This is a genomic window from Rhodococcus coprophilus NBRC 100603 (assembly GCF_001895045.1).
Classification (GTDB): Bacteria; Actinomycetota; Actinomycetes; order Mycobacteriales; family Mycobacteriaceae; genus Rhodococcus; species Rhodococcus coprophilus.
The window spans coordinates 36,356-61,758 of record NZ_BDAM01000004.1 but is presented as its reverse complement, the minus strand read 5'-3'; the positions used below and the strand labels follow the sequence as shown (position 1 = coordinate 61,758).

The 25,403-nt window shown below is 67.1% G+C and carries 22 protein-coding genes and 2 pseudogenes; 8 read left to right on the top strand and 16 right to left on the bottom strand.

From position 1 onward, the window contains the following. Positions 1–5: 5 nt before the first annotated feature. The 6 genes from RDCOP1_RS08750 to RDCOP1_RS08725 all read right to left on the bottom strand — a co-directional run bounded on the left by RDCOP1_RS08750 (position 6) and on the right by RDCOP1_RS08725 (position 5,327). The gene (locus RDCOP1_RS08750) at positions 6–212 is read right to left on the bottom strand and encodes a cold-shock protein (RefSeq protein WP_072699748.1); all 207 of its coding nucleotides are present in this window, start codon (positions 210–212) and stop codon (positions 6–8) included. Positions 213–443: 231 nt separating this feature from the next. Beyond that, positions 444–1,340, bottom strand: a complete 897-nt coding sequence (rsmA, locus tag RDCOP1_RS08745; protein WP_072699747.1) for a 16S rRNA (adenine(1518)-N(6)/adenine(1519)-N(6))-dimethyltransferase RsmA — start codon at positions 1,338–1,340, stop codon at positions 444–446. A gap of 59 nt (positions 1,341–1,399) precedes the next feature. After that, the gene (locus tag RDCOP1_RS08740) at positions 1,400–2,536 is read right to left on the bottom strand and encodes a resuscitation-promoting factor (RefSeq protein ID WP_072699746.1); all 1,137 of its coding nucleotides are present in this window, start codon (positions 2,534–2,536) and stop codon (positions 1,400–1,402) included. A 319-nt stretch (positions 2,537–2,855) separates the two neighbouring features. Further along, complete coding sequence (locus tag RDCOP1_RS08735; RefSeq protein WP_072699745.1) at positions 2,856–3,284, bottom strand: DoxX family protein; 429 nt, start codon at positions 3,282–3,284, stop codon at positions 2,856–2,858. A 112-nt stretch (positions 3,285–3,396) separates the two neighbouring features. Continuing rightward, positions 3,397–4,455: a maleylacetate reductase gene (locus RDCOP1_RS08730; protein ID WP_072699744.1), complete on the bottom strand. Its 1,059-nt coding sequence runs from the start codon at positions 4,453–4,455 to the stop codon at positions 3,397–3,399. Positions 4,456–4,496: 41 nt separating this feature from the next. Further along, positions 4,497–5,327, bottom strand: a complete 831-nt coding sequence (locus tag RDCOP1_RS08725) for a TatD family hydrolase (protein ID WP_072699743.1) — start codon at positions 5,325–5,327, stop codon at positions 4,497–4,499. A 21-nt stretch (positions 5,328–5,348) separates the two neighbouring features. Between RDCOP1_RS08725 and metG the strand changes: the two genes are divergently transcribed. The 5 genes from metG (at position 5,349) to RDCOP1_RS08700 (ending at position 11,582) form a co-directional block, all read left to right on the top strand. Then, positions 5,349–6,905, top strand: coding sequence for a methionine--tRNA ligase (gene metG, locus RDCOP1_RS08720; protein WP_072699742.1), 1,557 nt, complete (start codon positions 5,349–5,351; stop codon positions 6,903–6,905). A gap of 64 nt (positions 6,906–6,969) precedes the next feature. Further along, positions 6,970–8,109: a DUF2786 domain-containing protein gene (locus RDCOP1_RS08715; protein ID WP_072699741.1), complete on the top strand. Its 1,140-nt coding sequence runs from the start codon at positions 6,970–6,972 to the stop codon at positions 8,107–8,109. 144 nt (positions 8,110–8,253) lie between these two features. Further along, complete coding sequence (locus RDCOP1_RS08710; protein WP_072699757.1) at positions 8,254–9,405, top strand: NAD(P)/FAD-dependent oxidoreductase; 1,152 nt, start codon at positions 8,254–8,256, stop codon at positions 9,403–9,405. Next, positions 9,402–10,283 (top strand): RNA polymerase sigma-70 factor, encoded by an 882-nt coding sequence (locus RDCOP1_RS08705; protein ID WP_072699740.1) that lies wholly within the window; start codon positions 9,402–9,404, stop codon positions 10,281–10,283. The genes RDCOP1_RS08710 and RDCOP1_RS08705 overlap by 4 nt, the downstream gene beginning before the upstream one ends. A 12-nt stretch (positions 10,284–10,295) precedes the next feature. After that, a complete protein-coding gene (locus RDCOP1_RS08700) occupies positions 10,296–11,582 on the top strand; it encodes an aminodeoxychorismate synthase component I (RefSeq protein ID WP_072699739.1) in 1,287 nt (428 codons plus the stop codon). Here RDCOP1_RS08700 and RDCOP1_RS21990 read toward each other — a convergent pair. The 4 genes and pseudogenes from RDCOP1_RS21990 to rsmI all read right to left on the bottom strand — a co-directional run bounded on the left by RDCOP1_RS21990 (position 11,527) and on the right by rsmI (position 17,050). Continuing rightward, complete coding sequence (locus RDCOP1_RS21990) at positions 11,527–12,576, bottom strand: WD40 repeat domain-containing protein (RefSeq protein WP_371836811.1); 1,050 nt, start codon at positions 12,574–12,576, stop codon at positions 11,527–11,529. The two genes, RDCOP1_RS08700 and RDCOP1_RS21990, sit on opposite strands and share 56 nt — an antisense overlap. 48 nt (positions 12,577–12,624) lie before the next feature. Continuing rightward, positions 12,625–15,365 (bottom strand): annotated as a pseudogene (locus tag RDCOP1_RS21985) (nSTAND1 domain-containing NTPase); the annotation flags it as partial. Between the two features lie 384 nt (positions 15,366–15,749). Continuing rightward, positions 15,750–15,986: pseudogene (locus tag RDCOP1_RS08690) on the bottom strand (alanine:cation symporter family protein); the annotation flags it as partial. A gap of 197 nt (positions 15,987–16,183) precedes the next feature. Next, positions 16,184–17,050 (bottom strand): 16S rRNA (cytidine(1402)-2'-O)-methyltransferase, encoded by an 867-nt coding sequence (rsmI, locus tag RDCOP1_RS08685; protein WP_072699738.1) that lies wholly within the window; start codon positions 17,048–17,050, stop codon positions 16,184–16,186. Between the two features lie 23 nt (positions 17,051–17,073). Between rsmI and RDCOP1_RS08680 the strand changes: the two genes are divergently transcribed. Next, positions 17,074–18,627, top strand: coding sequence for a dolichyl-phosphate-mannose--protein mannosyltransferase (locus RDCOP1_RS08680; protein ID WP_072699737.1), 1,554 nt, complete (start codon positions 17,074–17,076; stop codon positions 18,625–18,627). Between the two features lie 7 nt (positions 18,628–18,634). On the opposite strand, the gene RDCOP1_RS08675 is transcribed toward RDCOP1_RS08680, so the two are convergent. The 4 genes from RDCOP1_RS08675 to mscL all read right to left on the bottom strand — a co-directional run bounded on the left by RDCOP1_RS08675 (position 18,635) and on the right by mscL (position 22,211). Beyond that, complete coding sequence (locus tag RDCOP1_RS08675; protein ID WP_072699736.1) at positions 18,635–19,414, bottom strand: T3SS (YopN, CesT) and YbjN peptide-binding chaperone 1; 780 nt, start codon at positions 19,412–19,414, stop codon at positions 18,635–18,637. Positions 19,415–19,581: 167 nt separating this feature from the next. Then, positions 19,582–21,186: a BCCT family transporter gene (locus RDCOP1_RS08670; protein ID WP_072699735.1), complete on the bottom strand. Its 1,605-nt coding sequence runs from the start codon at positions 21,184–21,186 to the stop codon at positions 19,582–19,584. Positions 21,187–21,314: 128 nt separating this feature from the next. Continuing rightward, positions 21,315–21,677, bottom strand: a complete 363-nt coding sequence (locus tag RDCOP1_RS08665; protein ID WP_072699734.1) for a GntR family transcriptional regulator — start codon at positions 21,675–21,677, stop codon at positions 21,315–21,317. Positions 21,678–21,725: 48 nt separating this feature from the next. Continuing rightward, positions 21,726–22,211, bottom strand: a complete 486-nt coding sequence (gene mscL / locus RDCOP1_RS08660; protein WP_072699756.1) for a large conductance mechanosensitive channel protein MscL — start codon at positions 22,209–22,211, stop codon at positions 21,726–21,728. Between the two features lie 123 nt (positions 22,212–22,334). Here mscL and arsC point away from each other — a divergent pair, with 123 nt between their 5' ends. Beyond that, on the top strand, positions 22,335–22,682 hold the full coding sequence (gene arsC / locus RDCOP1_RS08655) for an arsenate reductase (glutaredoxin) (protein ID WP_072699733.1): 348 nt from the start codon (positions 22,335–22,337) through the stop codon (positions 22,680–22,682). Between the two features lie 23 nt (positions 22,683–22,705). Here arsC and arcA read toward each other — a convergent pair whose 3' ends face one another. After that, the gene (arcA, locus tag RDCOP1_RS08650) at positions 22,706–23,920 is read right to left on the bottom strand and encodes an arginine deiminase (RefSeq protein WP_072699732.1); all 1,215 of its coding nucleotides are present in this window, start codon (positions 23,918–23,920) and stop codon (positions 22,706–22,708) included. 86 nt (positions 23,921–24,006) lie between these two features. Between arcA and RDCOP1_RS08645 the strand changes: the two genes are divergently transcribed. After that, positions 24,007–24,492, top strand: a complete 486-nt coding sequence (locus RDCOP1_RS08645) for a heme-binding beta-barrel domain-containing protein (protein WP_072699731.1) — start codon at positions 24,007–24,009, stop codon at positions 24,490–24,492. On the opposite strand, the gene RDCOP1_RS08640 is transcribed toward RDCOP1_RS08645, so the two are convergent. Further along, positions 24,452–25,327: an SDR family oxidoreductase gene (locus RDCOP1_RS08640; RefSeq protein WP_072699730.1), complete on the bottom strand. Its 876-nt coding sequence runs from the start codon at positions 25,325–25,327 to the stop codon at positions 24,452–24,454. The two genes, RDCOP1_RS08645 and RDCOP1_RS08640, sit on opposite strands and share 41 nt — an antisense overlap. Positions 25,328–25,403 lie beyond the last annotated feature (76 nt).

Here is a 25,403-nt window from a genome sequence, read left to right as displayed (position 1 = left end):
TGGTGTCAGCCGATAACGGTGACGCCGGTGGCCTGCGGGCCCTTCTGGCCCTGGCCGATCTCGAAGCTCACGCGCTGGTTCTCCTCGAGGGTGCGGAAGCCGCCACCCTGGATCTCGGAGAAGTGCACGAAGACGTCAGCGGATCCATCGGCCGGAGCAATGAAGCCGAAGCCCTTTTCGCCGTTGAACCACTTCACGGTACCTTCAGTCATTCTGTTTCCTTAAGCAGGCAGGACGCGCAAAGACTGTCCTGTCTCGTCGGGAGACTGTGTGCCTCCCGGGTCTGTCACTAAAACGATTGAAACGATTCCGTGGGGGCTATCGCATCCGCTCGCAACCAGAAATGTGCGAGGGGCTAACCACAAACACAATATCCAACGACCGAGATCAGTAGATCACACGACGACCTCGCCGCACCAGTGCTGGTGACCCGGATCACATTCTTACTCGACGGACGCGAGTCGTACGAATGCGGCCGCATCGAGCTTCTCGCCGCGAGCGGACGGGTCGATTCCGGCGGCGACCAGACGACGCTCCGCCTCCGCGGGAGACCCCGCCCAGGTACTGAGCGCGGCACGTAAAGTCTTGCGGCGCTGGGCAAATGCGGCATCGATCGCAGCGAACACCTTCTTGCGCGACGCAGCGTCGGTGGGCCACGGCGGCTCGGCGTACCGATCGACGCGGACCAGCCCGGACTCGACCTTCGGTACCGGCCAGAAGACCGCACGCCCAACGGCGCCCGCGCGTCGGACATCACCGAAGAAGCGCGCTTTCACACTCGGCACCCCGTAGATCCGCCCGCCCGGCTCGGCCGCGAGCCGATCGGCGACCTCGGACTGAACCATGACCAATGCTGTACGCAGCGAAGGGAATTCAGAGAACAAGTGAAGGAGAACCGGCACCGCGACGTTGTAGGGCAGGTTCGCCACCAACGCGGTCGGCATCGCCGGGAGGTCACCCGGCAGAACCTTCATCGCATCCATGTGGACGACGTCGAGACGATCTGCCAGCTCGGGCGCGCGCTCGGCGACCGTGCCGGGAAGACGCTCGGCGAGCCGCGGATCGAGCTCGACGGCCACCACACGATCGACGACGTCGAGCAGGGCGAGGGTGAGAGAACCGAGGCCGGGCCCCACCTCGAGCACCACATCGTCGCGGCCGACGCCGGCGACATTCACGATGCGACGCACCGTGTTGGCGTCGTGGACGAAGTTCTGACCGAGTTGTTTGGTCGGACGCACCCCGAACTCCTCCGCAAGCGCGCGGACCTCTGCGGGTCCGAGCAATGCGGCGAGGCCGCGGGGAGAAGCCGGGGTGGCGTCTGGAGAATCTGCTGGCACGAGGCGAACCTAGCGCACAGGCGGGGGCGTCATGCGCACCGCGAGGTCATCGGGAGCACTCAGCGCAGCCCGAGCTTGCTGGTGCACGAAGGCCACGCACCCCAGCCCTGACCGGCCTGAACCTTCTCGGCAACCGCGATCTGCTGCTCGCGGGTCGCGAGATCGGCTCGCGGAGCGTACTGGGTTCCGCCGAATGCGGCCCAGGTCTGCTGCGTGAACTGGAGACCGCCGTAGAAGCCGTTTCCGGTGTTGGCGGCCCAGTTGCCGGTCGCCTCGCACTGAGCCAGGGAATCCCAGGTCGAGCCACGACCCGATGCGGGAACGGCAGGCGGAGCGGGCTTGGGCTTGGTGCCCACGCGCACCACGGCGGGAGCAGGCTCGGTCACGACGCCGGAAGCGGTTTCCGTGCGGCCGACCTCGACACCGTTGACGATGTGCACGTCGAAAGTGACCTCACGCTCGCCGGGCACGCCCGGGTGATCGTGTGCGACTTCGCCTTCGAACATGCCGGCGTCGTCGATCCGATTCTCGGGCTGGGCGATCGGCTGTCGTTCGGTGCGGGACTCGACGCGGTCGCGGGTCACCACGATCTCCATGCCCTCGTCCAGCCGGGTGTCGAGCGGAGGATTCACCGAGTCGGCCTGCTCGAGCTTCAGGTTCCGGCTCTCGAGGAGGTCACCCACGGTGGGCGCTGCAACTCGCAGCTCGGCGGCGGGGGCGCCGTTGTCGGCCAGCCGCACGTTCTTGGGGTTGACGACTTCGAGGTCTTGGCCTTCGAGCGGAAGACGATGCGAACGTGATGCCGACACGTAGACGTCGTCGCCCAGCCGGAACTGGTCGAGCGCCTCGTCGACCGTGAGTGCCGTCGTCCACACCGAGCGGCTCTCGCCGTCCACGGTGAGCTGAACCTCCCGGGCCCGGCGCAGCACGAGCGTGTCGCCGTCGGAGACCTTCGCATCGACAGCGGGCGCGACGACATCGTGCTCGCCGACGGCGTAGCCGGCGTCCTCGAGAACGTCGCCGACGGTCGAGCTCATGGTCCCGAAGGCCCTGGTCTCTCCGTCGATGTCGAGCGTCAAGTCTTTGTGCTTGACGACCGCTGTTATCCCACCCGCCACAAGAGTCACAAGCAGTGCGGCGATCACGGCGAATAACACCGGGGATTTCGTAGAGTTGATCTTAGTGAGAGGTGACACAACAATTCCAGTCAGAAGACGACGGTGATTACAGCACGGTAACGAACCGATATTGTTATGGCAACCTGATGCCCTCTACCTGCACTTACTCCGAGAATACCGAGGTTACTATTCGTGATTGAGGGCCGACGAATAAGTAGCGTCCGAGAGCGGTTCGAATGTCCGATATCAGAGGCTTTGTGACACGCCTTACAGCCATCGGATAGGCGGTTGCATTTCACGGATCATTCGACGACAAATACGCCGAATCTGCAGAAACCGGACAAAAAAGGAAAGAGGCTGCGGGCGATACACCCGCAGCCTCTCGTCGCACTCGCGGTTACGCGGCGCGGAGAAGCGGAATCTTCGGCGCCAGGAAGCGGTCGATACTGAATGCACCCGCCCCGACGACGGCGAGCAACAACGCCCCGAGCCCGAGCGCGGTGACGAGCTCGAACCCGCCGTCGGCGGCGTACACGCCGTTGTCCACGTGCGCAACGAAGAAGGCACCTGCCATGACGAGGAACAGCAGGACCCCGAACACCGGGACGAAGACGCCGAGGATCAGGGCGAGACCGCCGAGCACCTCCACCCACGTGGCCACGAACGCGGTGACGGCGGGGACCGGTGCACCCATACCCTCGAAGCCGGCCTTGGTGCCCTCGTATCCCCAGACATTGAGCTTCTGGAGGCCGTGGACCAAGAAGATGATGCCGATGCCGAGACGGGCGACCAGGATGCCGATGTCGCGAGCGAGCGTGCTGTTCACAGAGGACCTTTCGATGGGCGAGGCCGACGGCCTCAGCGCTTGACGCGACAAATGGTTGACGCGACAACCAAGCTAGCAAAGGTAGTTGTAGGTTCAACCATGCGGGGGTGCCTCACTCAGGCCTGGTGCCCGCGAGGGCCTCCCCCAGCAGACGCCGCACACCCACACGGGTCACCTCCCGCGGATTGGGGTACGTCTTCTCCGTCACCAGGCGCGCAGCCTCGTCGAGGTCCGCTTCGGCCATACCCAGCTCGGCCAGGGTCGTCGGACCTCCTGCCGCCGCGATCAGGTCGTACACCCCGGCAGGTGCCGTCGCAGTGATCAGCGCGTCGGCGATCCTGTCCATCACGCGCGGCACCGACGCCGCGTTGTACGCCATGACGTGCGGCAACACCACCGTGTGTACAGGAGCGTGAGGCAATCCGAACGACCCGCCGAGCACGTGGCAGATCTTGTGGTGCAGGCCCATCCCGACCGACGCGAGACATGTCCCCGCCAGCCACGCTGCCAGCAACAGGTCGGATCTGCCCTCCGGGTCGGCGAGATCTGCCCCCAGCAAGGGGATGCCGCGCCCGATCGCCGTGATCGCCTCGAGTGCCAGCGCATCGACGATCGGGTTCGCATTCTCGGCATACATAGCTTCGACCGCGTGGGCCAGGGCGTTGATCGCGCTGGTCACAGCCAAGGGAATCGGCATACCGGCGGTGAAGTCGACGTCGTAGATCACCGTCTCCGGCTGGATGTGCGGCGACGACCGCGTCACCTTCGTTCCCCCGCTGGTCTCCCCGAGCACCGGGGTGACCTCCGAACCGGCGAAGGTGGTCGGCAGGATCACCTGGTCGACCCCACTACGAAATGCGAGAGCTTTCGCAAGACCGGTCGTCGAGCCGCCACCCACCGCGACGATCGCGTCGATATCGTGCTCGGCCATCCGCACGAGCACGCGTTCGGTCACCGCGACCGGCGTATGCATCACCGCACCGTCGAAACGGTCGACCAGCAGCGAACCGAGCGACTCCTCGATCTGGGCGGCTTGGGTGGTCACGTGCCGGCCTGCGAGCAGCAGCACCCGGGAAGCGCGCAATCGACGCACCTCGTCGGCGATACCCGCCGCGCGACCCGCGCCGAAGATCACCCGGGACGGATGAGAGGTGTAGACGAAACTGCGCATGACCTACGGTCTCACGCGGACGCCGCCCCGGTGAGCCACGTTCACGAAAGTCGGTACACCCGTTCGGCGTTCGCTGTCGTAGCCGCCGCGAGATCCTCGGCGCTCTCGCCGCGGACCTCCGCGAGCGCACGCACCGTGTAGGGCAGGCAGTACGACTCGTTGGGCGCACCGCGGAACGGGTGCGGTGTCAGGAACGGTGCGTCGGTCTCGACCAGGACGAGTTCCGGGGGCACGAGGGTTGCAGCCTCGCGCAGTGCCTTCGCGTTCTTGAAACTGACTGTGCCCGAGAAACTGAGCACGTACCCGGCGTCGACGCATTTACGTGCCATGTCCGCGTCCGACGAGAAGCAGTGGAAGATCACTGTCTCCGGTGCACCTTCGGCGTGGAGGACACGCAGCAGGTCCGCGTCGGCCTCACGATTGTGGATCATGAGCGGCTTGCCCAGGCGCTTCGCGAGGTCGATGTGCCACCGGAAGGCTTCTTCCTGTTCTGCCGGCTCGGCGCAGCCGTCGAGCTTGCCGGGCCAGTACAGATCCAGACCGGTCTCCCCCACCGATACACACCGTGGGTCGGCCGCGAGCGATTCGATCTCGGCCCGGGTCGACTCGTCGAGGCTGTTCGCGCGGGTCGGATGGATCGCGACGGCGGCGAACACGCGCTCGTCCCAGTGCGCGGCGCGAACCGCGAACCTGGCGGCCTCGAGGTCGTCGGCCACGGTGACGACGCGCCCGACCCCCACGGCCGCGGCCCGATCCACGATCGCTGCGGTAGCCGCGGCATCACTCGCGCCGCACGCATCGAGATGTGTGTGGGCGTCGACGAGCGGCGACAGGGGCTGCGGAGGTTCGGGCGCGGGACGGGCTTTGCTCACGCCCTATAAACTAGCGCCACCATGACTGCGCCTGATTCCTCCCGCCCGCCGTTCTACGTCACCACCGCGATCGCGTATCCGAACGGCGTCCCGCACATCGGGCACGCCTACGAGTACATCTCGACCGACGCGATCGCCCGGTTCAAGCGTCTCGACGGCTTCGACGTCCGCTTCCTCACCGGCACCGACGAGCACGGCTTGAAGATGCAGCAGACGGCGACCAAAGAGGGAATCCCCGTCACCGAACTCGCATCGCGAAACTCGGACGTCTTCGAGGCGATGGACAAGGCACTGAAGATCTCGTACGACCGCTTCATCCGGACGACGGACGCGGACCATCTCGAGGCGAGCGCAGCGATCTGGCAGCGGATGGTCGATGCGGGCGATATCTACCTCGACACCTACGCGGGCTGGTACTCCGTCCGCGACGAGGCCTTCTACACCGACGCCGAGACGACGTTGCTGGAAGACGGGTCGCGCATCTCCACCGATACCGGCACCCCGGTCGAATGGACCGAGGAATCGACGTACTTCTTCCGGCTGTCGGCGTATCAGGACCGGTTGCAGAAGCTGTACGAGGAACAGCCCGACTTCATCGCCCCCGCGACGCGGCGCAACGAGATCGTCAGCTTCGTCGCCGGCGGCCTGAAGGATCTGTCGATCTCGCGCACCACCTTCGACTGGGGCGTTCCCGTCCCCGGCAACCCCGAGCACGTGATGTACGTGTGGGTCGACGCTCTCACCAACTACCTGACCGGTGCCGGGTTCCCCGATACCGAATCCGAGTCGTACCGCCGGTACTGGCCCGCGGACCTGCACATCATCGGCAAGGACATCACACGGTTCCACACCGTGTACTGGCCGGCGTTCCTCATGTCCGCCGGGCTCGAACTCCCCAAGCGGGTCTTCGTGCACGGCTTCCTGTTCAACAAGGGCGAGAAGATGTCCAAGTCGGTCGGCAATGTCGTCGATCCGCTGGACATGGTCGAGCGCTTCGGTCTCGACCAGTTGCGGTTCTTCCTGCTGCGGGAGATCTCCTACGGCCAGGACGGCAGCTACAGCCACGACGCCATCGCGGCCCGCATCAACGCCGACCTCGCGAACGACCTCGGCAATCTCGCCCAGCGCTCGCTCACCATGGTCGCGAAGAATCTCGACGGGAAGGCTCCGAACCCAGGCGCCTACACCGCGGAGGACGAAGCGATGCTCGCGCAGGCGGACGCGCTGCTCGACGAGGTGCGTGCCGAGTTCGACGTGCAGGCCCTGCACCTCGGGCTCGAGGCGATCTGGCGGGTACTCGGCGAAACCAACCGGTACTTCTCCGCGCAGCAGCCGTGGGTCCTCCGTAAGACCGATCCGGAGCGGATGGCGACGGTTCTCTACGTCACGCTCGAGGTCGTGCGCATCGTCGGCATTCTCGTCCAGCCAGTGATGCCCGACGCCGGCGCGAAGATCCTCGATCTGCTCGGTCAGGATCCCGGCGCCCGGCAGTTCGCGGACATCGACACGCGTCTCACACCCGGCACCGCGCTCCCCGCGCCGAGCCCGGTTTTCCCGCGCTACGTCGACGAGGACTGAGCCCTCACCAGGAGCTTCACAGCACTCCACCGATTCTGTCGGTGGGGTGCGCCACACTCCGCTCATGCGGAGCGATAGAACATACATTCGAACGGACGAGTTGCACGCCGAGGCGCTCCTCGCCGAACTCGGCGATGTCTACGAGCGTGGCTGGCAACCCGCGGACATAGTGCATCTGACGGCGAGGTCGGGCGACGAGACGGATGTCTCCCTCGCTGCCCTCACGGTGCTGTTCGACGCGCGCCGCACGCGCGCTGCCGAACGCGCCCCCGACGACTGGCTGCGGCAGGTTCGCGCGATCGCCGACCGGCATCCGGGCCTGGCCCGGATCGCGGCTCTCACCCCGGACCTCGGCACCGGTTTGCGGCGCGCGTACCCCGAGGCTTCCCGGTACCAGGTCGACGGGTTGGCGTTCACCTGGAAATACCTGCCGGCGTTCACCCGGCTCGACGCGCCACCGTCGCAGTGGCCGCCGCTGCGTGCACCCGGCGCCGACTCCGCCGCACCCGACCCGCGCGTGCTCGAACGTATCCGCGGCCTGCTGTCGAAGGCGGAATCCACCGACTTCCCCGACGAGGCCGAGGCCCTGACGGCGAAGGCCCAGGAACTCGTGACGAGATACGCGCTCGGCTCCGCGCTGCTCACCGGTACCACCCGCCTCGCCGATCCCGTACGAGGCCGCCGTCTCCATCTCGACGGCCCGTACATCAAGGAAAAGGTGCTGCTGCTCACCGCGATCGGCGACGCCAATCGAGTCCGCACCGTGTGGTTCACCCGGGTGCAGATCGCGACGGTCGTCGGCACCGTGTCCGACCTCGTCCAAGTCGAACTCCTCTTCACGTCGCTACTCGTGCAGGCGACCCGCGCGCTGGGTGCCGCCGGAACTGCTGGGCGCCGCGGCGGATCGGCAACCGCGTTCCGGCGCGCGTTCCTCACCGGCTATGCCAAGCGGGTGGGCGAGAGACTGCGCGAGGCCGACGCCCGTGCCACCGCGAGCGCCGCGTCCGACGCGCACGTCCCGGTCACGTCGCTCGCGCCGATCCTGGCGCGTCGCTCGGAGGCGGTCGACACCGAGTTTCGTCGGCTCTTCCCCACCACCCGGGCGTCCCGCAGTCGCGGCATCGACGCCGACGGCTTCCACGCGGGTCGCGACGCCGCCGAGTCCGCGTCCCTGGCGACCCGGCAGCCTCGCATCGAGCGGTGACACCCGGAAGATCCTCTTCGCAGAGTCCCCTGAGGCTTCTCAGGACGAATGCTGCACGGCGATGTCACACATGCGGCTCCCCCGGTGTCTCATCGGTGACACATCCGAACGACACGCACATCCGGATCAGTGGAGGCGATCAAGATGACAACGCAGTTCGACGTGGTGGTGGTCGGGGCCGGATACGCGGGCCTCATGGCAGCGAATCGGCTGGCACGTCATCCCGAGGTGGCCGTCACCGTGGTGAATCCCCGGCCGGTATTCGTCGAGAGGACCCGGCTGCACCAGGTGGCGGCGGGTTCGGGTTCCGCGACCCACGAATTGGCCGACCTGCTGCATCCGCGTGCTCGCCTGCGGGTCGGTACGGCGGAACGGATCGGATCGAACGCCGTATCCCTCACCGACGGCACAGTTCTCGGGTGCGATGCGGTCGTGTACGCCGTCGGTAGCGGACCCGCGACCGGCGCGGTGCCCGGCCTCGACCGAGCGTTCTCGGTGTCCGACCTCGAATCGGCGTCGGCGCTGAACGCCGCGCTCGCGGAACTCCCCGCGCACGCGCCGGTCGTGGTGGTGGGTGGTGGTTTCACGGGCATCGAGTCGATCGCCGAACTCGCATCCGAACATCGCGGTCCCACCTACACCCTGGTCGGTGATCCCGGTGCGGGCTTTCCGGACGGCACCCGCGAATACGTGAACCGCACCTTGGACCGGTTCGGTGTCGACGTGCGTCGGGGTGTCCACGTAGCGCGTCTCACCGAAGGCGGGGTGCTGCTCGACGACGGCACCGCGATCCCCGCAGCGCTCGTCGTCTGGACCGGCGGATTCTCCGTTCCCGACCTTGCCCGCCGCAGTGACCTTCCGGTGGACGAGTCCGGCCGGCTCCGCGTCGGCGCCACCCTGCAGTCCGCGGACGGCACCACCGTGGTGGGTGTCGGCGACGCCGTGACCGTAGCGGGGCAGGATCATATTCGGATGAGCTGCCAGGCCGCCATGCCGCTCGGAGCGCACGGTGCCGACACCGTGTGGAACATCTTGCAAGGCCGCCGGCCGGAACCGTTGTCGATGCGGTTCGTCGCCCAGTGCCTGTCGCTGGGACGCGGCCGCGGCGCTCTGCAGCCGACGACGCGCGAAGATGTCCCCAACGCGTTCGCGCTGCGCGGCCGGATCGCCGCACCGGTGAAGGAATCGATACTTCGTGCGACGATCACGGCGATGCGGCGACAGGCTCGGGGACGCGACCTCCGGCGGTCGGCGGCGCCGAGCGCTTCCCTCCGACTCGCGAGGAGCAACCGGTGACGGCAGAAGATGTTTTCAGCGAACATCGTCGCCTGCTGTTCTCGATCGCCTACGAGATCACCGGCAGCGTAGCCGACGCCGAGGACGTGCTTCAGGACAGCTTCGTGCGCTGGGCAGGCACCGATCGCGCCACCGTCGACAATCCGCGTGCGTACGTCGCGCAGATCGTGACCCGGCAGGCATTGAACAGCCTGCGATCGGCGCGCCGCCGCCGAGAGGAGTACGTGGGTCCGTGGCTCCCCGAACCCGTTCTCACCTCACCGGATGCATCCAGTGAGGTGGAACTCGCCGAGTCCGTGTCGCTCGCGATGCTGCTGGTCCTGGAAACGCTGAGCCCGGTGGAGCGGGCCGTGTTCGTGATGCGGGAGGTATTCGGTTTCGATCATGCCCGAATTGCCGAGACCGTCGACCGGCGCGAGGACGCCGTGCGGCAGATCGCTCACCGGGCGCGCGAACACGTCCGCGCGCGCCGCCGCCGATTCACCCCCGCGGGTGACGAAACGGACCGCGTCGTCGCCGAGTTCATGGTCGCGGCAACATCCGGCGACCTCGACGCCCTGCTGCGACTGCTCGCGCCGGACGTCGTGTACATCGCGGACGGCGGGGGCAAGGTCTCCGCTGCCCGGGTTCCGGTGACCGGTGCAACGCGGGTGGCACGACTGTTCGCCGGGCTCGTGCGTCGCCCGCTGCCGGATATGTCCGTGGAGACCGCGCCGGTCGGCAACATGCCGGGACTCCTCGTGTATTCGGGAGGAAAGATCGATCTCGTCCTCCAGCTCGAGATCGACGACGGCCTGATCACGGGCGTGTACGTGGTGCGCAACCCCGACAAGCTCGCACATTTCGGGGCTCACCCAGGCCCTGGCGAAGCGATCTGACAAGCTCGAGCCATGCGGATGGAACGGCTCGGCCGCGGTGGCACCCCCGATCAGGTTCTCGGCTCCCTCGCGGAACGCGCCCGCCGCCTCGGGGTGCCGCCTCCGGCAGCGGTGACCGGCGAATGGTTCGGTTCGGCCGCACTGATCGCACCCTCCCTGGCGACCGGCGCGGTCGATCCGTCGGAAGCCTTTGCGTGCCCGGATCTCCGGGAGGAACGTACCCCCGGCAGGCCGTTGGTCGGAGGCGGCTGGATCGGATTCCTCGCCTACCCGGACGGACCTCCCGCGGCCGCGTCGGCCGAGCATTCCGGGCTTCCTGCCGCGGCCGGCGGCTGGACCGACACCGTGCTCAGGCTCGATGCCGACGGGTGCTGGTGGTACGAGACTCTCGGCGACGCCCCCTGCGGGACCGATCTGTCGGAGGCCGTCACCGGACCACCCGTGCCGCCAGGCCGGTGGCAGATCGACTGGACGTCGCCTCGTCGCGCCGACCATCGCCGTGGCGTCGAGCAGTGCCTCGCCGCCATCCGCGACGGCGAGGTCTACCAGGCGTGTGTGTGCACCCGGTTCACCGGCACATGGAGCGGTGATCCACTCGCGTTCTTCACCACGGCGATCGCCCGGACCTCACCGTCACGTGCCGCCTATGTGGAAGGACCGTGGGGCGCGGTCGCATCGCTGTCGCCCGAACTGTTCGTCTCCCGCCACGGCGACGCGCTGAGGTCCAGCCCCATCAAGGGGACACTCCCGTTGTCCGCCGACCCTGCACTGCTGCGCGCATCGGTCAAGGACGTGGCGGAGAACATCATGATCGTGGACCTCGTGCGCAACGACCTGGGCCGAGTCGCCGAGGTCGGCACCGTCACCGTGGACGAACTGCTCACCGTCCGTCCGGCGCCCGGGGTGTGGCATCTGGTCTCGACGGTCGCGGCGCGCGCACGGCACGGCATCACTACCGCAGATCTGCTCGACGCCGCGTTCCCGCCCGCGTCCGTCACCGGCTGCCCCAAGATCCGGGCGCGAGACCTGCTGCAACAGTGGGAGCCGCACCCCCGTGGTGTGTACTGCGGCACGGTCGGAATGGCCAGTCCGCTCGCGGGCACCGAACTGAACGTCGCGATCCGCACCGTCGAGTTCGGGTCCGGAACCTGCGTGCTGGGAGTCGGCGGTGGTATCACCATCGACTCCGATCCCGACGCCGAATGGCAGGAGTGCCTGGACAAGGCGTCCAGCATCCTCGCCCTCAGCACACCTCGCGACCGGGCACGGGCAGATCGAACTGCGGCAGGATGTCGCTGATCCGCCCGGACGTGGAGTGACAGATCCGCTCGGCGACGACGTCCGCCTCGAGATTCCACATGCGGAGCACCCCGTCGCCTCCTGCGGCGACGACGGAACCGTTCGGGCGGAACACCACCTGCCAGCGTCCTACCCCCGTGTCGGTGATGGGTCCGCCGACCTCGCGCATGCTCTCCGCGTCGGAGACATCCCACAACCGGATCGTGCCGTCGTCGCTACCGCTGACCGCCTTGGTTCCGTCCCGCGTGATCGACACCGAATACACAGTGCCGCTGTGGCCGCGAAGAGCGGTGGGCCGCGCGGTGAAGTTCCCGGCGGCGTCCCTGTCCCACATCAGTACACGATGGTCGTCGCTGCCGGTGACAAGTACGTCCCCGTCTCGGCCGAATGCTGCCGTATTGACCCCGGCGTCGTGCCCGCCGAAGATCTCGGTGCGAATCGCCGCGCGCGGATCGGCGATGTCCCACGCATAGATCCTGCTGTCCGCACTGGTCACCACGAGGCTCCGGCCGTCAGGGCTGATCGTGGTGCTGCGCACCAGATTCTCCGGTCCGGTGAGTGGCGCTCCCCAGGGCACGGGCCGGGCGGGGTCGGCGATGTCCCACAGTTGCACGGAGAAGTCGTCCGCACCGGTCACCAGCGTCGCACCGTCCGGCGAGAACGCGAGAGCGGACGTGAATCGCGTACCCAGGGGCACCGGATCGGCGAGCGGTTCGGGGTCGGCGGGATCACGAACGTCCCAGAGTTGGACACTGCCGCCCGACGTGGGTGCGGTCGCGAGAATCGTGCCGGAAGGCGACAACGCACACACGTAGGCGCCGCCGAGTGGCCGGGGCTGGGTGACGCTCCCGGCGCGGGACCACTCGCCCGCCTCGTCCACCCGCCACAGCGACACCGTCGGGCCGTAACTGCCGGTCGCGACGAGAGTTCCCGATCGGCTGACGGACGGCTTGGTCAGAGCGGCGTCGACGACGGAGATCCGCGTGTGCGGCATCGTCCAGACGCGCAGGTTCGCGTCCTGCCCGCCGGTGATCACCGTGTTGCCGTCCGGGGTGACCGCCAGGGTCGCGACGCCACCACCGTGCCCGGTCAGGGCGGGGCTGATCTCGTCGAGGTACCGCTCCTCGGGGTCGATGTCCCACAACTTCGCGGTGCCGTCCCACGACGCACTGGCCAGAGTCCTCCCGTCCGGAAGAAACGCGATGCTCCACACGCCGCCGGTGTGCGCGCGGACGGGAACACCGACCGGGTACGCCTTCCTCGGATCGCCGGTGTCGAACAGGCGCAGTACACCGTCGTCGCTGCTGGCGGCCAGGGTTTTCCCGTCGCCGCTGAAACTCACCGAGTGTGCGACGTCCTCGAATCCCCTCAGCGGCTCACCGAGCGGGACGGGCCCCGCGCGGTCGGTGATGTCCCAGATCCGCACGGTGCGATCGTCACTGGACGTCGCCATCACGTCCCCGTCCGGCCGGAACGCCACGGTGCGGACGGCTCCCTCGTGTCCCCGCACGGACACCACGGGGAAACTGCCCGACGTGGGGTCGGATGTGTCGACGAGGACGACGGTGCCGTCGTCGTAGGGCACGGCGAGCAACCGGCCCGAGGGGGCGTACCGCACGTTGTGGACGGCGCCGGTCGCGAACACCTTCCGGTCGAGCACCCGTCGCGGGGCAGTGTGATCGGAGACGTCGAAGATCCACACCGCGCCGTCACCGCCACCGGCCGCGAGGTACCTGCCGTCGGGACTGAACGACACCGATGCCATGTACTTCGACGACAACTCGAGCGGATCGCCGAGTCGCGTGGGTCCGGACTCCTCTCCCAGCGACCAGATGCGGACGGTGCCGTCGTCACTTGCCGAGGCGAGCATCGACCCGTCCGCCGACACCGCGGTGCTGTACACCGGTCCGGTGTGCCCGCGGAGCGTGTTGGCGAGCGGAACGCCCTGGGTTGCGATGAGGCGGGAATAGGCAACGTCGCTGTCGGGGCGCATGTGAGCGGCCGCCAGCGCGAGGTGGGACGACGTCGTCGGATCCTCGTCGCGCATCGAATCGGACAGGGCGATGATCTGCTGGAACTGGGCGGTGCTGCGCTCGGCCTCCGCGCGTCCTTTCGCAACCCACGCGACCCCGCTCATGACCAACGCTGTCAGCGCCGCGAGCGCCAGACCCGCGATGATCGCGCGCCGTCGGCGTCCGTGCCAGGTGATCTGTCTTCTAGACGCCTCGAGGAACTCCACGGCGTTCGGGCTGAGGGCGACCACGTCGTCCGCATGGCGCGCCGACACGAGATCGCCGAGCCTGGGATTCTGTTCGGCCACGACGTCCATGCGCCCACGCTGATAGAGCAACCCCCGATTGCGTCCGCTCTCGATCCAGGTCAGGGCGTCGGCTTCGATCCGCTGGCGTAGCGCGGCGTCGGCCCGGTCGTCCTGGATCCAGGATTTCAGGCGGGGCCAGGCGTCGATCACGGCGTCGTGGATGAGTTCGACGCTACCGGCGTCCGCGACCAGCACGCGCGCCGAGACGAAATGGTCGACGACCTGCGCTGCGGCATCCCGGTCGCCGCCGGCGACCGCGAGCAGCTCGGGTAGCGGGCGGGCGATCTTCACGTCGGTGCCCGTCGCCGTGACGTACACCAGGTGCACGAGCATGGCCCGTGCCCGCACCCGGTCTGTCTCGTCGAGTTTCTCCCATGCACGTTCGGCGCTCGCCGCGATGGACCCGCGGACACCCCCTGTCGCACGATAGGCCGCGACGGTGAGCGCCCCGCCGGAGCGCTTGTCCCACAGGGTGTCGAGGAGGTGTGAGAGCAACGGCAATTCCTTGCCGCTGATCTCGCCGTCCGCGAGGCCTCCCAGATCGTGGAGGATCAGGTCCACCAGGCCCGCCTCGAGCCGCCCCCCACCATCCGCGCAGGCACCGTGATGACCTCGACGAGATCGGAACGTTCGAGAGGCTGGACGGTCTTGGTGCGACGTTCGAGCGCACGCGCGAGCACCGGAGAGGTCACGGCTTTGTCGTAGAAATCGGAGCGCATGGTCGCGACGACGATGGCGGGTGCGTCACCGACGTACCCGGTGGCGGCGATCTCGAGCAACCGCAGGAATTCGATGCGCTCGGCGGAGTCGGAGCACTGGGTGAACAGTTCCTCGATCTGGTCGACGACGATGAGCAGCGTGGTCGCGGAGTGCCGTTCGAGTTCGGCACGCAACGCCGTCTGCACGGCGGCCAGGTCGGTTCGATCTTCGACGTCGGAGAGTCCGGGGATCAGTTCGATCAGGCGGGCGACCGGGTGGGTACCGGGAGTGAGGACGAGCGGCCGGAAGTCGGACCCACCGCCGCACAGCAAGGGGATCAGGCCGGCGCGCACGATCGAGGACTTTCCGACGCCGGACGCGCCCGTGACGATGACGGGACCCTGTCCGTGGGCCGCGGTCACCACGTCGGCGAGCGCCCGCACACTTTGGGTCCGGCCGAAGAACAACCGGGCGTCGTCCTCCTGATACGACGCGAGGCCCTTGTAGGGGCGGACGCCTTGCGGTACCAACGGCGGGGTTTTCTCGGTGCGCGGTGTGCCGGTCTGCCCTCGGGCATTCTTCCACCAGGATTCCCACTGCTTGAGCGAGTAGAGACCCGTGACGGGCGGCTCGGAGTTGAGTTCGCGGGCGGATCGGATGAGGACGACGAGCACCGGGTGGACCGATTCGAAACTCGCCGGTAACCGGGTGCCGCTCCGCCAGTCGCTCACCCGCTGGACGGATACCGCCCGGTCGGATCCCATCGCTCGTGCGACCGCGGCAGCCTCCGACACGACCTTTTTCAGGGCGGGCCGACCTGCGGCGGCGAACAGCATGCGGAGTTGGTCGGCGAAGAACTGCCGCTGCGCGGCGCCGGGCTTCCGGCTGGTCTCCGACATCTGTTCCGCGCCCTTTCACCTCCCGTTTCCTCGCGAACCGGGTCTCATCTGTCCGCTGCGGAATAATTCCTCACCACAGTTGAGCTGGGATGATACCCGTTCCGCGCGCCATCGTCTTTGTACGACCCGCCGCGGACGAGGCAAAGTGGGTTCCACGCAAGGGTGACCTTGCCGGGTGGGGTGGGGCCTCCGCGCTGATAGGGGCTGATGAGGGGTAGTCCCGGTCCGCGCGGAGGAAGCCCGCTCGCCTTACACGCTGTCGGGCTCGTCTGCCGGCTTGTCGAGACTCCGGTTCTCGCCGAGCAGATACGGATCCCGGTCGAGGTAGGCCTTCGTCTCCCGCGCGATCATTCCGGACAGCACCAGCAGGCCGATCAGGTTCGGCAACGCCATCAGGCCGTTCATCACGTCGGAGATATTCCACACGACCTCGAGTTCGGTGGTGGCACCGATGAACACGACCACGACGAAGACCGCGCGGTACGGCCCAGCTTCCTGAACTGCAGGCCGCGCAGGCGGCGGGTCAACACCAGGCCGGTGCCCAGCAGAAGCGGAATCAGCAGGAACGGACCCAGACCACCTCCGCTGTCTTGACGAAAAAGTCGTTCGGCGCGTGCGTGTACTCCCCTGGGTCGTCGATTTCGACCCGGAAAGTCTGGGCGCCCCGGGTGGGGCGTCTCGTGTCAGGTGCGTCGTGCCTCGAGCACGGCGTCGTACAATTCGCGCTTCGACACCTTGGTTCCCGCCACCTCCGCGCACGCGTCCTTCAGTCGCATACCCTCGGCGACCAGGCGTTCCACTCCGTCGACCAGATCCTCCGGGTCGGTGTGCACGGCCGCGGCCCCTTCGAGGACGACTGTGATCTCACCGCGCGCACCGTCGACCGCCCATTCGGCGAGTTCCGCGAGGGTGCCGCGCCGGACTTCCTCGTACGTCTTCGTCAGCTCCCGGCAGACCGCCGCGCGCCGGTCCCCGCCGAGCACGGCGACCGCGTCGGCCAGGCAGGCAGCGAGCCGATGCGGCGCCTCGAAGAACACCACCGCGCGGGCTTCGGTCGCGAGCGACTCCAGCCAGGCGCGTCGCTGTCCTTGCTTACGGGGCGGGAAACCGTCGAAGCAGAAACGCTCGACCGGCAGTCCCGACAGGGCGAGCGCGGTGGTCACTGCCGACGGTCCGGGCAGGCAGGTCACGGGCAGGCCGGCTTCCACGCACGCCGCCACCAGCCGGTACCCGGGATCACTGACGGACGGCATACCGGCGTCGGTGACCAGAAGAACTGTCAGACCCGACTCGACATCCGCGACCAGCCCCGGCAACCGGGATACTTCGACCTGGTCGTAGAAGCTGACGACCCTGCCGGTGATGGTGACGCCCAGCGCCGCGGCAAGCTGGCGGGTGCGCCTGGTGTCTTCCGCTGCGATGACGTCGGCGGTACCGAGGGCATCGCACAGTCGTTTCGATGCGTCCCCGATCTGGCCCATCGGTGTCGCGGCCAGTACGAGTCGTCCCTGTCCCGGGGTCTGCGCCTGCGCCGGATTTACTGCCTGCATGGGGTTCAGCCTACGATCGGGACGTGACCGTGACGGACCACCGCCCTTTTCCGGCCCCGGACCGTCGCCTCCTCAGCCCCGGGCCGCTCGTCCCGCCACCCGACCCCGGTCTCACCGACAGGGCACGCGGATGGATCGTGACGGCGTTCGTCACCGCGCTCGCGGCGATCACACGGTTCACGATGCTCAACTACCCGACCGACGCGAAGACTCCCGTCTTCGACGAGAAGCACTACGCGCCACAGGGGTGGCAGGTGCTCACCGGCGGGTGGATCGAGGACAACCCGGGGTACGGGCTGGTCGTGCATCCCCCGGTGGGCAAACAGCTGATCGCGGTCGGTGAGGCGCTGTTCGGTTACAACGGATGGGGCTGGCGGTTCTCGTCCGCGGTCGCGGGGGTGGTGCTCGTCCTGCTGGTCGTGCGCATCGTCCGCCGCATGACCCGTTCGACGATGCTCGGCGGCGTCGCCGGACTCCTTCTGGTCGTCGACGGCGTGACGTTCGTGTCGTCGCGGCTGGGGATGCTCGACATCTTCCAGGCAGTTTTCGTCGTCGCCGCATTCGGTTGCCTGATCGTCGACCGTGACGACATCCGGGCGCGAATCGCGCGGGTGCGGGCGGAGGGCCGGATCGGCGACAGCCCGTGGGGCCCCCGGTTCGGTGTGCGCTGGTGGCGCTTCGGCGCCGGCTTGCTGCTGGGTCTCGCGATAGGCACCAAATGGTCGGGCCTGTACTTCATCGCATTCTTCGGACTGATGTCCGTGGCGTTCGACCTCGCCGCACGGCGCGCCTACGGGGTGCGGCGTCCCTGGATCGGGACGGCACTGCGCGACATTCCCCCTGCCCTGTACGCGCTGGTTGTCGTTCCCTTGCTCGTCTATCTGGCGACCTACTGGTCCTGGTTCGCGAGCGAGACGGGGGTCGATCGGCATGCCGTCGGCAACAAGATCGGCCACGACACCGCCTTCTGGTTCGTGCCCGACGCGGTGCGGTCGCTGTGGTACTACAGCGCCAACGTGCTCGAGTTCCACTCCGGTCTGACGAATTCGGCCGGTAACCAGCATCCGTGGGAGTCGAAACCTTGGACGTGGCCGATGGGCCTGCGTCCGATGCTGTACTACTTCGCCGACGGCGAGAACATCTCCGGGTGTGGCGCCGAGCAGTGCGTCAAGGCAGTGATGCTCATCGGCACACCCGCGTTGTGGTGGGTCTCCCTGCCCGTGCTCGCATGGGGACTGTGGCAGATGCTCGTGCGCCGCGATTGGCGTTGGGCCGCGATCCTCACCGGATACGGGGCGGGGCTGCTGCCGTGGTTCGCATCGCTCGACCGCCAGATGTACTACTTCTACGCCGTCCCGATGGCGCCCTTCCTCGCAATGGCCGTGGCCATGGCCCTCGGCGACATCCTGGGAGGACGGCACGCGTCGCCGCGACGTCGCACCGTCGGCCTGGTCGCGGTGTGTCTCTACCTCGGTCTGGTCGTGGCGAATTTCGTCTGGTTGTGGCCGATTCTCACCGCGGTACCCATCTCGCTCGAGCAGTGGAACAACCAACTGTGGTTGCCCAGCTGGCGATGATCCGGGATTACGACGGTGGTTCGTCGAGGAGCGTCTCCTCGATATCCGGGTCGATGACGTCCGGATCGATCTCACCGCTGTAGCGCGTCCCGTCGAACCGTCGCGCGAACCGTGCGTCCACGGTGCCGAGGAAGATCTCGAGCATCTCGAGAAGGTCGTTGAGGTGGCGGGGGACGAACGGGTCCCCGAGCATGTCGACGGTCGCGACGAGCCGGTCCTCGACGAGCACCACCTTGATGTGGGGCCAGTCGCGGTTGAGGTCGACGAGGGCGTCGGCCGCCCGCGCCCGCTCGGCGATGCTGTGGAGCAGCGGAGCCCACAACTGGACCCGGTGTGCGGGGCGATCGACGATGACGAACACCGCGTGTGAGTCGAGTACGAGAACGAAGTCACCGTCCGCGTCGACGGGAGCCGGCCGGCCGAGACGGCGGGAGAGCGTGTCCGCCACCCGGTCCCGGAGAACTCCCTCGGCGAGCGCGTCGTCGGTGTGCAGAAAGATCGGGTGCACGACATTGCGATGCGCCCGCAGTACGGAAACGACGTGACGTGCGAGTTCGTCGGCGTGTGCGACGGATCGAGTGACGGTGTCCGCACCGGCGACCGCGACTTCGACATGACCTTCGGGCTTGGGACGGATCCGCACGTACGTCGCAGGTCCGTGCGCCGTGTCCATGCTGATGCCGATCGACTCGGTCCCGGCAAGAGCGACGATGCGGTCGGCCAGGGTCTCGCCGAACCGGTCCCAGTCCCGGTCCAGGACTTCGTCGAAATGGTCCTTCTCGGTCACGCGCACTCCTCTCGAAGAGCAAAGGCGGGCAGCGGACACGGTACTGCGGGCCGCGGATATGTCCGGGCAGGCGCGCGGATGATCTTGCGACTCGTTACTCCGGGGTCAGCGACGCGCGCCGGTAGGCAGATGGACACCACTGCCGCAGCCGACGAGGCCGCGCGCACTCATTTCACCTGGTACAACGTCCGCCGCGGGCGACGGGTCCCGGTGATGAGCGGATCGGTCGACAGGTCGCGATACAAGCACACGCACAGACCGATCATGACCACCACGAACGGCACCGCCGCGATGATCGTCATCGTCTGGAGCGCATTGAGCGCGTCGGAACCTCCGGTCCAGAGCAGCAGCGCGGCGACACCACCGGTGAGCGCGCCCCAGAACACCACGATCCAGGGACTCGGCCGCAGCGTCCCGCGTTGGGTGAGACTGCCCATGACCATCGACGCCGCATCCGCACCGGAGACGAAGAAGATCGATACGAGCAGCATGACGACGACGGTGGACACTCCGACAAGAGGAAGATTGCCGAGCATGCCGAAGAGTTGGCCCTCCACATTTTCTGCGCCCGCAAGGTCGAAGCCGTCCTCCTGTTGCCTGATCGCCGCGCCCCCGAAGATGGCGAACCACAGGAGACTGACGAGGCTCGGGACGAGCATCACGCCGACCACGAACTGCCGGATGGTGCGGCCGCGACTGATACGGGCGAGGAACATCCCGACGAACGGTGCCCACGACACCCACCACGCCCAGTAGAAGATCGTCCAGCTCGAGAGCCACTCTCCGGCCGGACCGTTGGATGCGGCGGTGCGGGCCGACATCTGGGCGAAGTCCGAGGCATAGGCGCCGAGGGTGGTCGGGATCAGATTGAGGATGAACACCGTCGGGCCGAACACGAATACGAAGAGCGCGAGAATCACCGCGAGAACCATGTTGATGTTCGACAACCACTGGATGCCCTTGGCGACTCCCGACACTGCCGACCCGATGAACGCGAGCGTCAGGATCGCAACGATCCCGACGAGGAGAGCAACGCCGGCCGTCTCGAGCCAACCGTTGATCTCGAATCCCGACCCGATCTGCAGCGCGCCGAGGCCGAGCGACGCCGCAGTGCCGAAGAGCGTGGCGAACAGGGCGAGAATATCGATGAACTTTCCGATCGGCCCTTCCGCGCGACGACCGAGTAGAGGAATGAAAGCGGCGCTGATGAGTTGTCTGCGCCCTCGCCGGAATGTTCCGTAGGCGATGGCGAGTCCGACCACCGCGTAGATGGCCCACGGATGCAGGCCCCAATGGAACATCGCGGTCGCCATCGCGACACCCGTTCCGCCGACGGTGCCCGGAGGCTCGTCGACGTAGTGGCTCAGTGGTTCGCCGACGCCGAAGAACATCAGGCCGATACCCATGCCCGCACTGAACATCATCGCGATCCAGCTGACGGTTCGGAACTCTGGCTTTTCTCCGTCCTGCCCGAGTGGGATCCGCCCGTACTTGCTCAGTGCGAGCCACAGGACGAAGAACACGAATGCGCTTGCCGCCAGGACGTACAGCCAGCCGAGCTCGACGACGATCCAGTCCAGAACGTCCGCCGTGATCCTGTCGAAACTCCCGGTGTCCAGCAGGCCCCACAGCACGATCGCGAGGACCAGTCCGGCGGCTACGCCGAAGACGACGCGGTCGGTACGGGGCGGACGCGAGACGGCATCCGGCGAAGAGACGAGGCTCGATTCCGGAGACGCTCCGGGCACGAGCCGATCAGGAGGCACGCTCATTGGTCAAACTTTGCAAGGTCCGCCAGGTTGCGAGGTGCTTTCGAAGAACTGTTCGGTCACCGCAATATCCGAGATCGCCTGACCTGCACCTTTTATCCGTTCTACCTTTGCGCGTCACGGATGAACCGTCAGCCGGCGCGGAGAGCGGCCCCGACCAGCGCCAGGACTTCCTCGTCGGTGATACCGAGTGCACGAACCGTGGCGACGTACTCGCTCGTCGCGCGCTGGGCGCCGATTCGTGTCGGATCGCCGTTCGCCGCGACGAAGGTACCTCCCCTGCCCTTCGTCTCCAGTACGCCCGACTGCTCGAGTTCCCGGTACGTCTTGGCGACGGTGTTGGGTGCGATGCCGAGGGTCTCCGCGAACCCGCGGACCGTGGGCAGTTTCGTGCCGGAGATGAGGTCACCGCGGCGCACGAGTTCGACGATCTGTCGGCGAAGTTGCTCGAAGGGCGGGACCGCCGAGTCGTGGTCGATGACGATATCGAGCATCTTCGCAGGCTAGCAGCGCTTCCCTGCCGTCACGGCCACAACGGAGAGCTAACCGGCGTTCACCCTCGTAGCACCACTCGGCGATGCGTTGTCGTCCCGCGACGGCGAATCGTCCTGCTCGAGCGAATTGTCCTTTCCCTGCCTGTACGTCCCTGTCTCGAGCAGGTCGCGGATCTGGATCAGCAGATCGGTCTCGCTCAGGGGTTCGTCCGCGGGTTCCTTGTCCGGCGCGAAGCGTGCCTTGGCAAGGTTGACCGGAAGAATCAGGACGAAGTACACGACGGCGGCGATGATGAAGAAATTGATTCCCGCCGCGATCACCGCTCCGATGTCGATGAAGGTGGCGTCGTTCGACGGGATGACCCGGAATCCGAAACCCATCTCGTTGTCGCCACCCACCGCCGCGATGAGCGGGTTGATGATGTTCGAGGTGAATGCGGTCACGATCGCGGTGAACGCGGCGCCCACCACCACGGCGACGGCCAGTTCGATGACGTTTCCGCGCAGCAGGAAGTCCTTGAAGCCTTTGAGCATGTGTCCCGCACGCCTTTCCGATGATCCTGTGTGCACGGTTGTGACCGCGGAATCGTAGAGCGCCACGGCGACCGCACCCAAACCGGCAGTTCCTGCGGACGATAGGCAGTGCAGAATCGAGCCATGGCAACCCACGCGACGATCTATCACAATCCCCGGTGCAGCACGTCCCGGAACACCTTGAAGCTGTTGCAGGAATCGGGCATCGAGCCCACTGTCGTCAAGTATCTCGATACTCCGCCCTCGCGGGAGGAACTGACGGCACTGCTCGCCGACGCCGGGCTGAAGCCCAGCGAAGCTGTCCGCTCGAAGGAGGCGCTGTACAAGGAACTCGGTCTCGCCGACGCCTCGGAGGAGGATCTGCTCACCGCAATGGTGGAGAATCCGATCCTCATCGAGCGGCCGCTGGTGGTCACCGACAAGGGCACCGTCCTTGCGCGCCCGATCGACCGGGTACGCGAGATCCTCTGACGAGCCGCCGACGGCCCCGGGGACTACACGGGCGCTCGTGACAGCGGGCACGACATGCATCGCGGGCCGCCGCGGCCGGAGCCCAGCTCCGACCCGGCGATCCGCAGCACTTCGATACCGGAATCCTCGAGGCGCGTGTTGGTTTCGACGTTGCGTTCGTACGCGACGACGACCCCGGGAGCCACGGCCAGCGTGTTGTTGCCGTCGTCCCACTGCTCCCGCTCGGCCACCACGGAATCGAGGCCGGTGTCGATCACCCGTATCTTCTCGATGCCCATGGCGTCGGCTGCGGCCTCGAGGAAGGGCCGCGGCCCGGATATCCGGACCCCACCGGCGCCGTTCTTACGAATAGTAAAGGCCTGCAAGGTTTCCCGAACGGCCGGATACATGACGACCGCGTCGACGTCGACCATCGTGCACACCGTGTCGAGATGCATCGACGCGCGCTGCTGAGCGATCGGCACCGCAAGGACCGTGTGCGCGATTCCGTCTTCGAAGGCACTGCGCGCGAGAGCTTCCGCTCCCGCAGGACTCGTACGCTCCCCGACTCCCACGGCGATGACGCCGGGGGCCGGCAACAACACGTCGCCACCCTCCACCGGAGCGGTGTGCGATTCGTAGGCACGTCGCACACCGAGAAACTTGGGATGGAACGCGTAGATGAGGTCGGTGAGGTTGGTTTCCCGGCGCCGGGCCGGCAGGGCGAGCGACGGAATCGCGACCCGCGGGCCGATCCAGAACGACGAGTCGCGGGTGAAGAGCAGATTCGGAAGCGGCTCGATCGCGAAATCCCCCCCGTAGTGCATCAGCCGCACCAGCGACGGCGCGACGTCCAGCCCTTCCGCGGGGAGTTCGTCGAACGTCATGCCGGCAATGAGTATGCGGGCGAGGTCGGGGGCGGGCACCGCGCGTAGGTGCGCTGCGAGTTCTTCCGCCAGCGGGTGCCCGAGACGACGCGGATCGACGGCACTGGAAATACTCTGGACCCGCGCCGCCCCACTCACCTCGAGCGTCTCGGTCAGCAGATCGGCCAGCAGGAGCACCTCGACACCGCGGCCACGCAGCACTTCGGCGAACGCGTCGTGCTCTTCTTGGGCGCGCGCCACCCAGGGCAGTGCGTCGAACAGCAGTTGGTCGTTGTTCCGCGGGGTGAGTCGCTCGAGTTCCGCACCCGGCCGGTGCAACATCACCGCCCGGAGTGCACCGACTTCGGAATCGACACCCAACGGAGCATTCATGCTCCGAATCTAGCGAGTGCGGACAGGTTCGGCGCGGCCGGTGGGAGGATCACACGAACGTATCCGTCGTGAGCAGGAGGCCACCCGTGTCACAAACCGCGTCCCAGGACTCTCCCGATCCGCTGGGCGAACTGGCACCGTTCGCCGGTCGCTGGACCGGAGAAGGAGAAGGTCACTATCCCACCATCGACGACTTCGCCTACACCGAGACGATCGAACTGATGCCGTTGCCCGGCAAGCCATTCCTCATGTACGTCAGCCGCACGAAACATCGCGACGAGGGGCGTCCGTTGCACACCGAGAACGGCTACCTGCGCCGGACCGGCAATGATGTCGAATTCCTCATCTCACAGCCCACCGGTTTCGTCGAAATCCAGCGCTCTCAGCTGTCGCAGGGCGTGCTCGACTTCACACCCGCGGTGTTCGAACGGTCGCCGGACGCGAAGCCCGTCCATGAGCTGAAACGACGATTCGTCCTCGACGGCGACACGCTCCGCTACGACCTCTGGATGGCGCACGCCGACACTCCCCTCACCCACCATCTGCGCGCCGAGCTGAGGCGCGAGGGGTGACGACGCGACGGAAGTAGTCGTTGGCGGCCTGCATGACCAGGTTGTAGGGAGGCGCGAACTTGCGCGCCCACCAATAACCGAACCGCGTGTCGAAGGACGTGTAGACCAGGAACCGATTCTTCTTGATGCCCGCGACGATGCACCGGGCCACCTTCTCGGGTGAGGCCGCGTGCGCGACGAAGCGTTCGGTGATCTCCCGGACCTCAGGACGATCGCGGTCGACGCCCACGATCTGGACGCTGTCGACCAGCGGTGTCCGTACCGCACCCGGCACCACGAGCGACACGCCGATCCCGTCGCGCTTCAGATCGAACCGAAGCACCTCCGACACTCCGCGCAGCCCGAACTTGCTCGCGCTGTACGCCGAATGCCACGGCAGTGCCAACAGTCCCGCGGCAGACGAGACGTTGACGAGATGCCCACCTCGTCCCGCTTTCATCATCGGCGGCACGAAGCTTTCGATCACATGGATGGGACCCATGAGGTTGACGTCGACCATCTGCCGCCAGTGCTTGTGCTCGAGGCGATCGACGGTTCCCCAGACCGACACCCCCGCGACATTGGCCACGATGTCGAGCGATCCGCACCGTGCGTGGACGTCGGAGGCGAACGAGGCAACTGCGTCGTAGTCGGCGATGTCGAGGGCAGCGGAGTGCAGCACCGCGCCGCCACCGTCCTCGACCTGCCGCACCACCTCCGCGAGGCCGTCGGCCGAGAGGTCTGTGAGGACGAGTTCTGCGCCCTCACCGGCGGCCTGTAGTGCCAGGGCGCGCCCGATACCGCTCGCGGCGCCGGTCACGAGAAACTTGGTGCCGCGCAGATCAGTGATCGCCATGGCGACACACTAACGGCCACGGCACGATTCGGTGCCGAGTCGACGTGCTGAAACCCCGGCACCCGGATATGTCGCA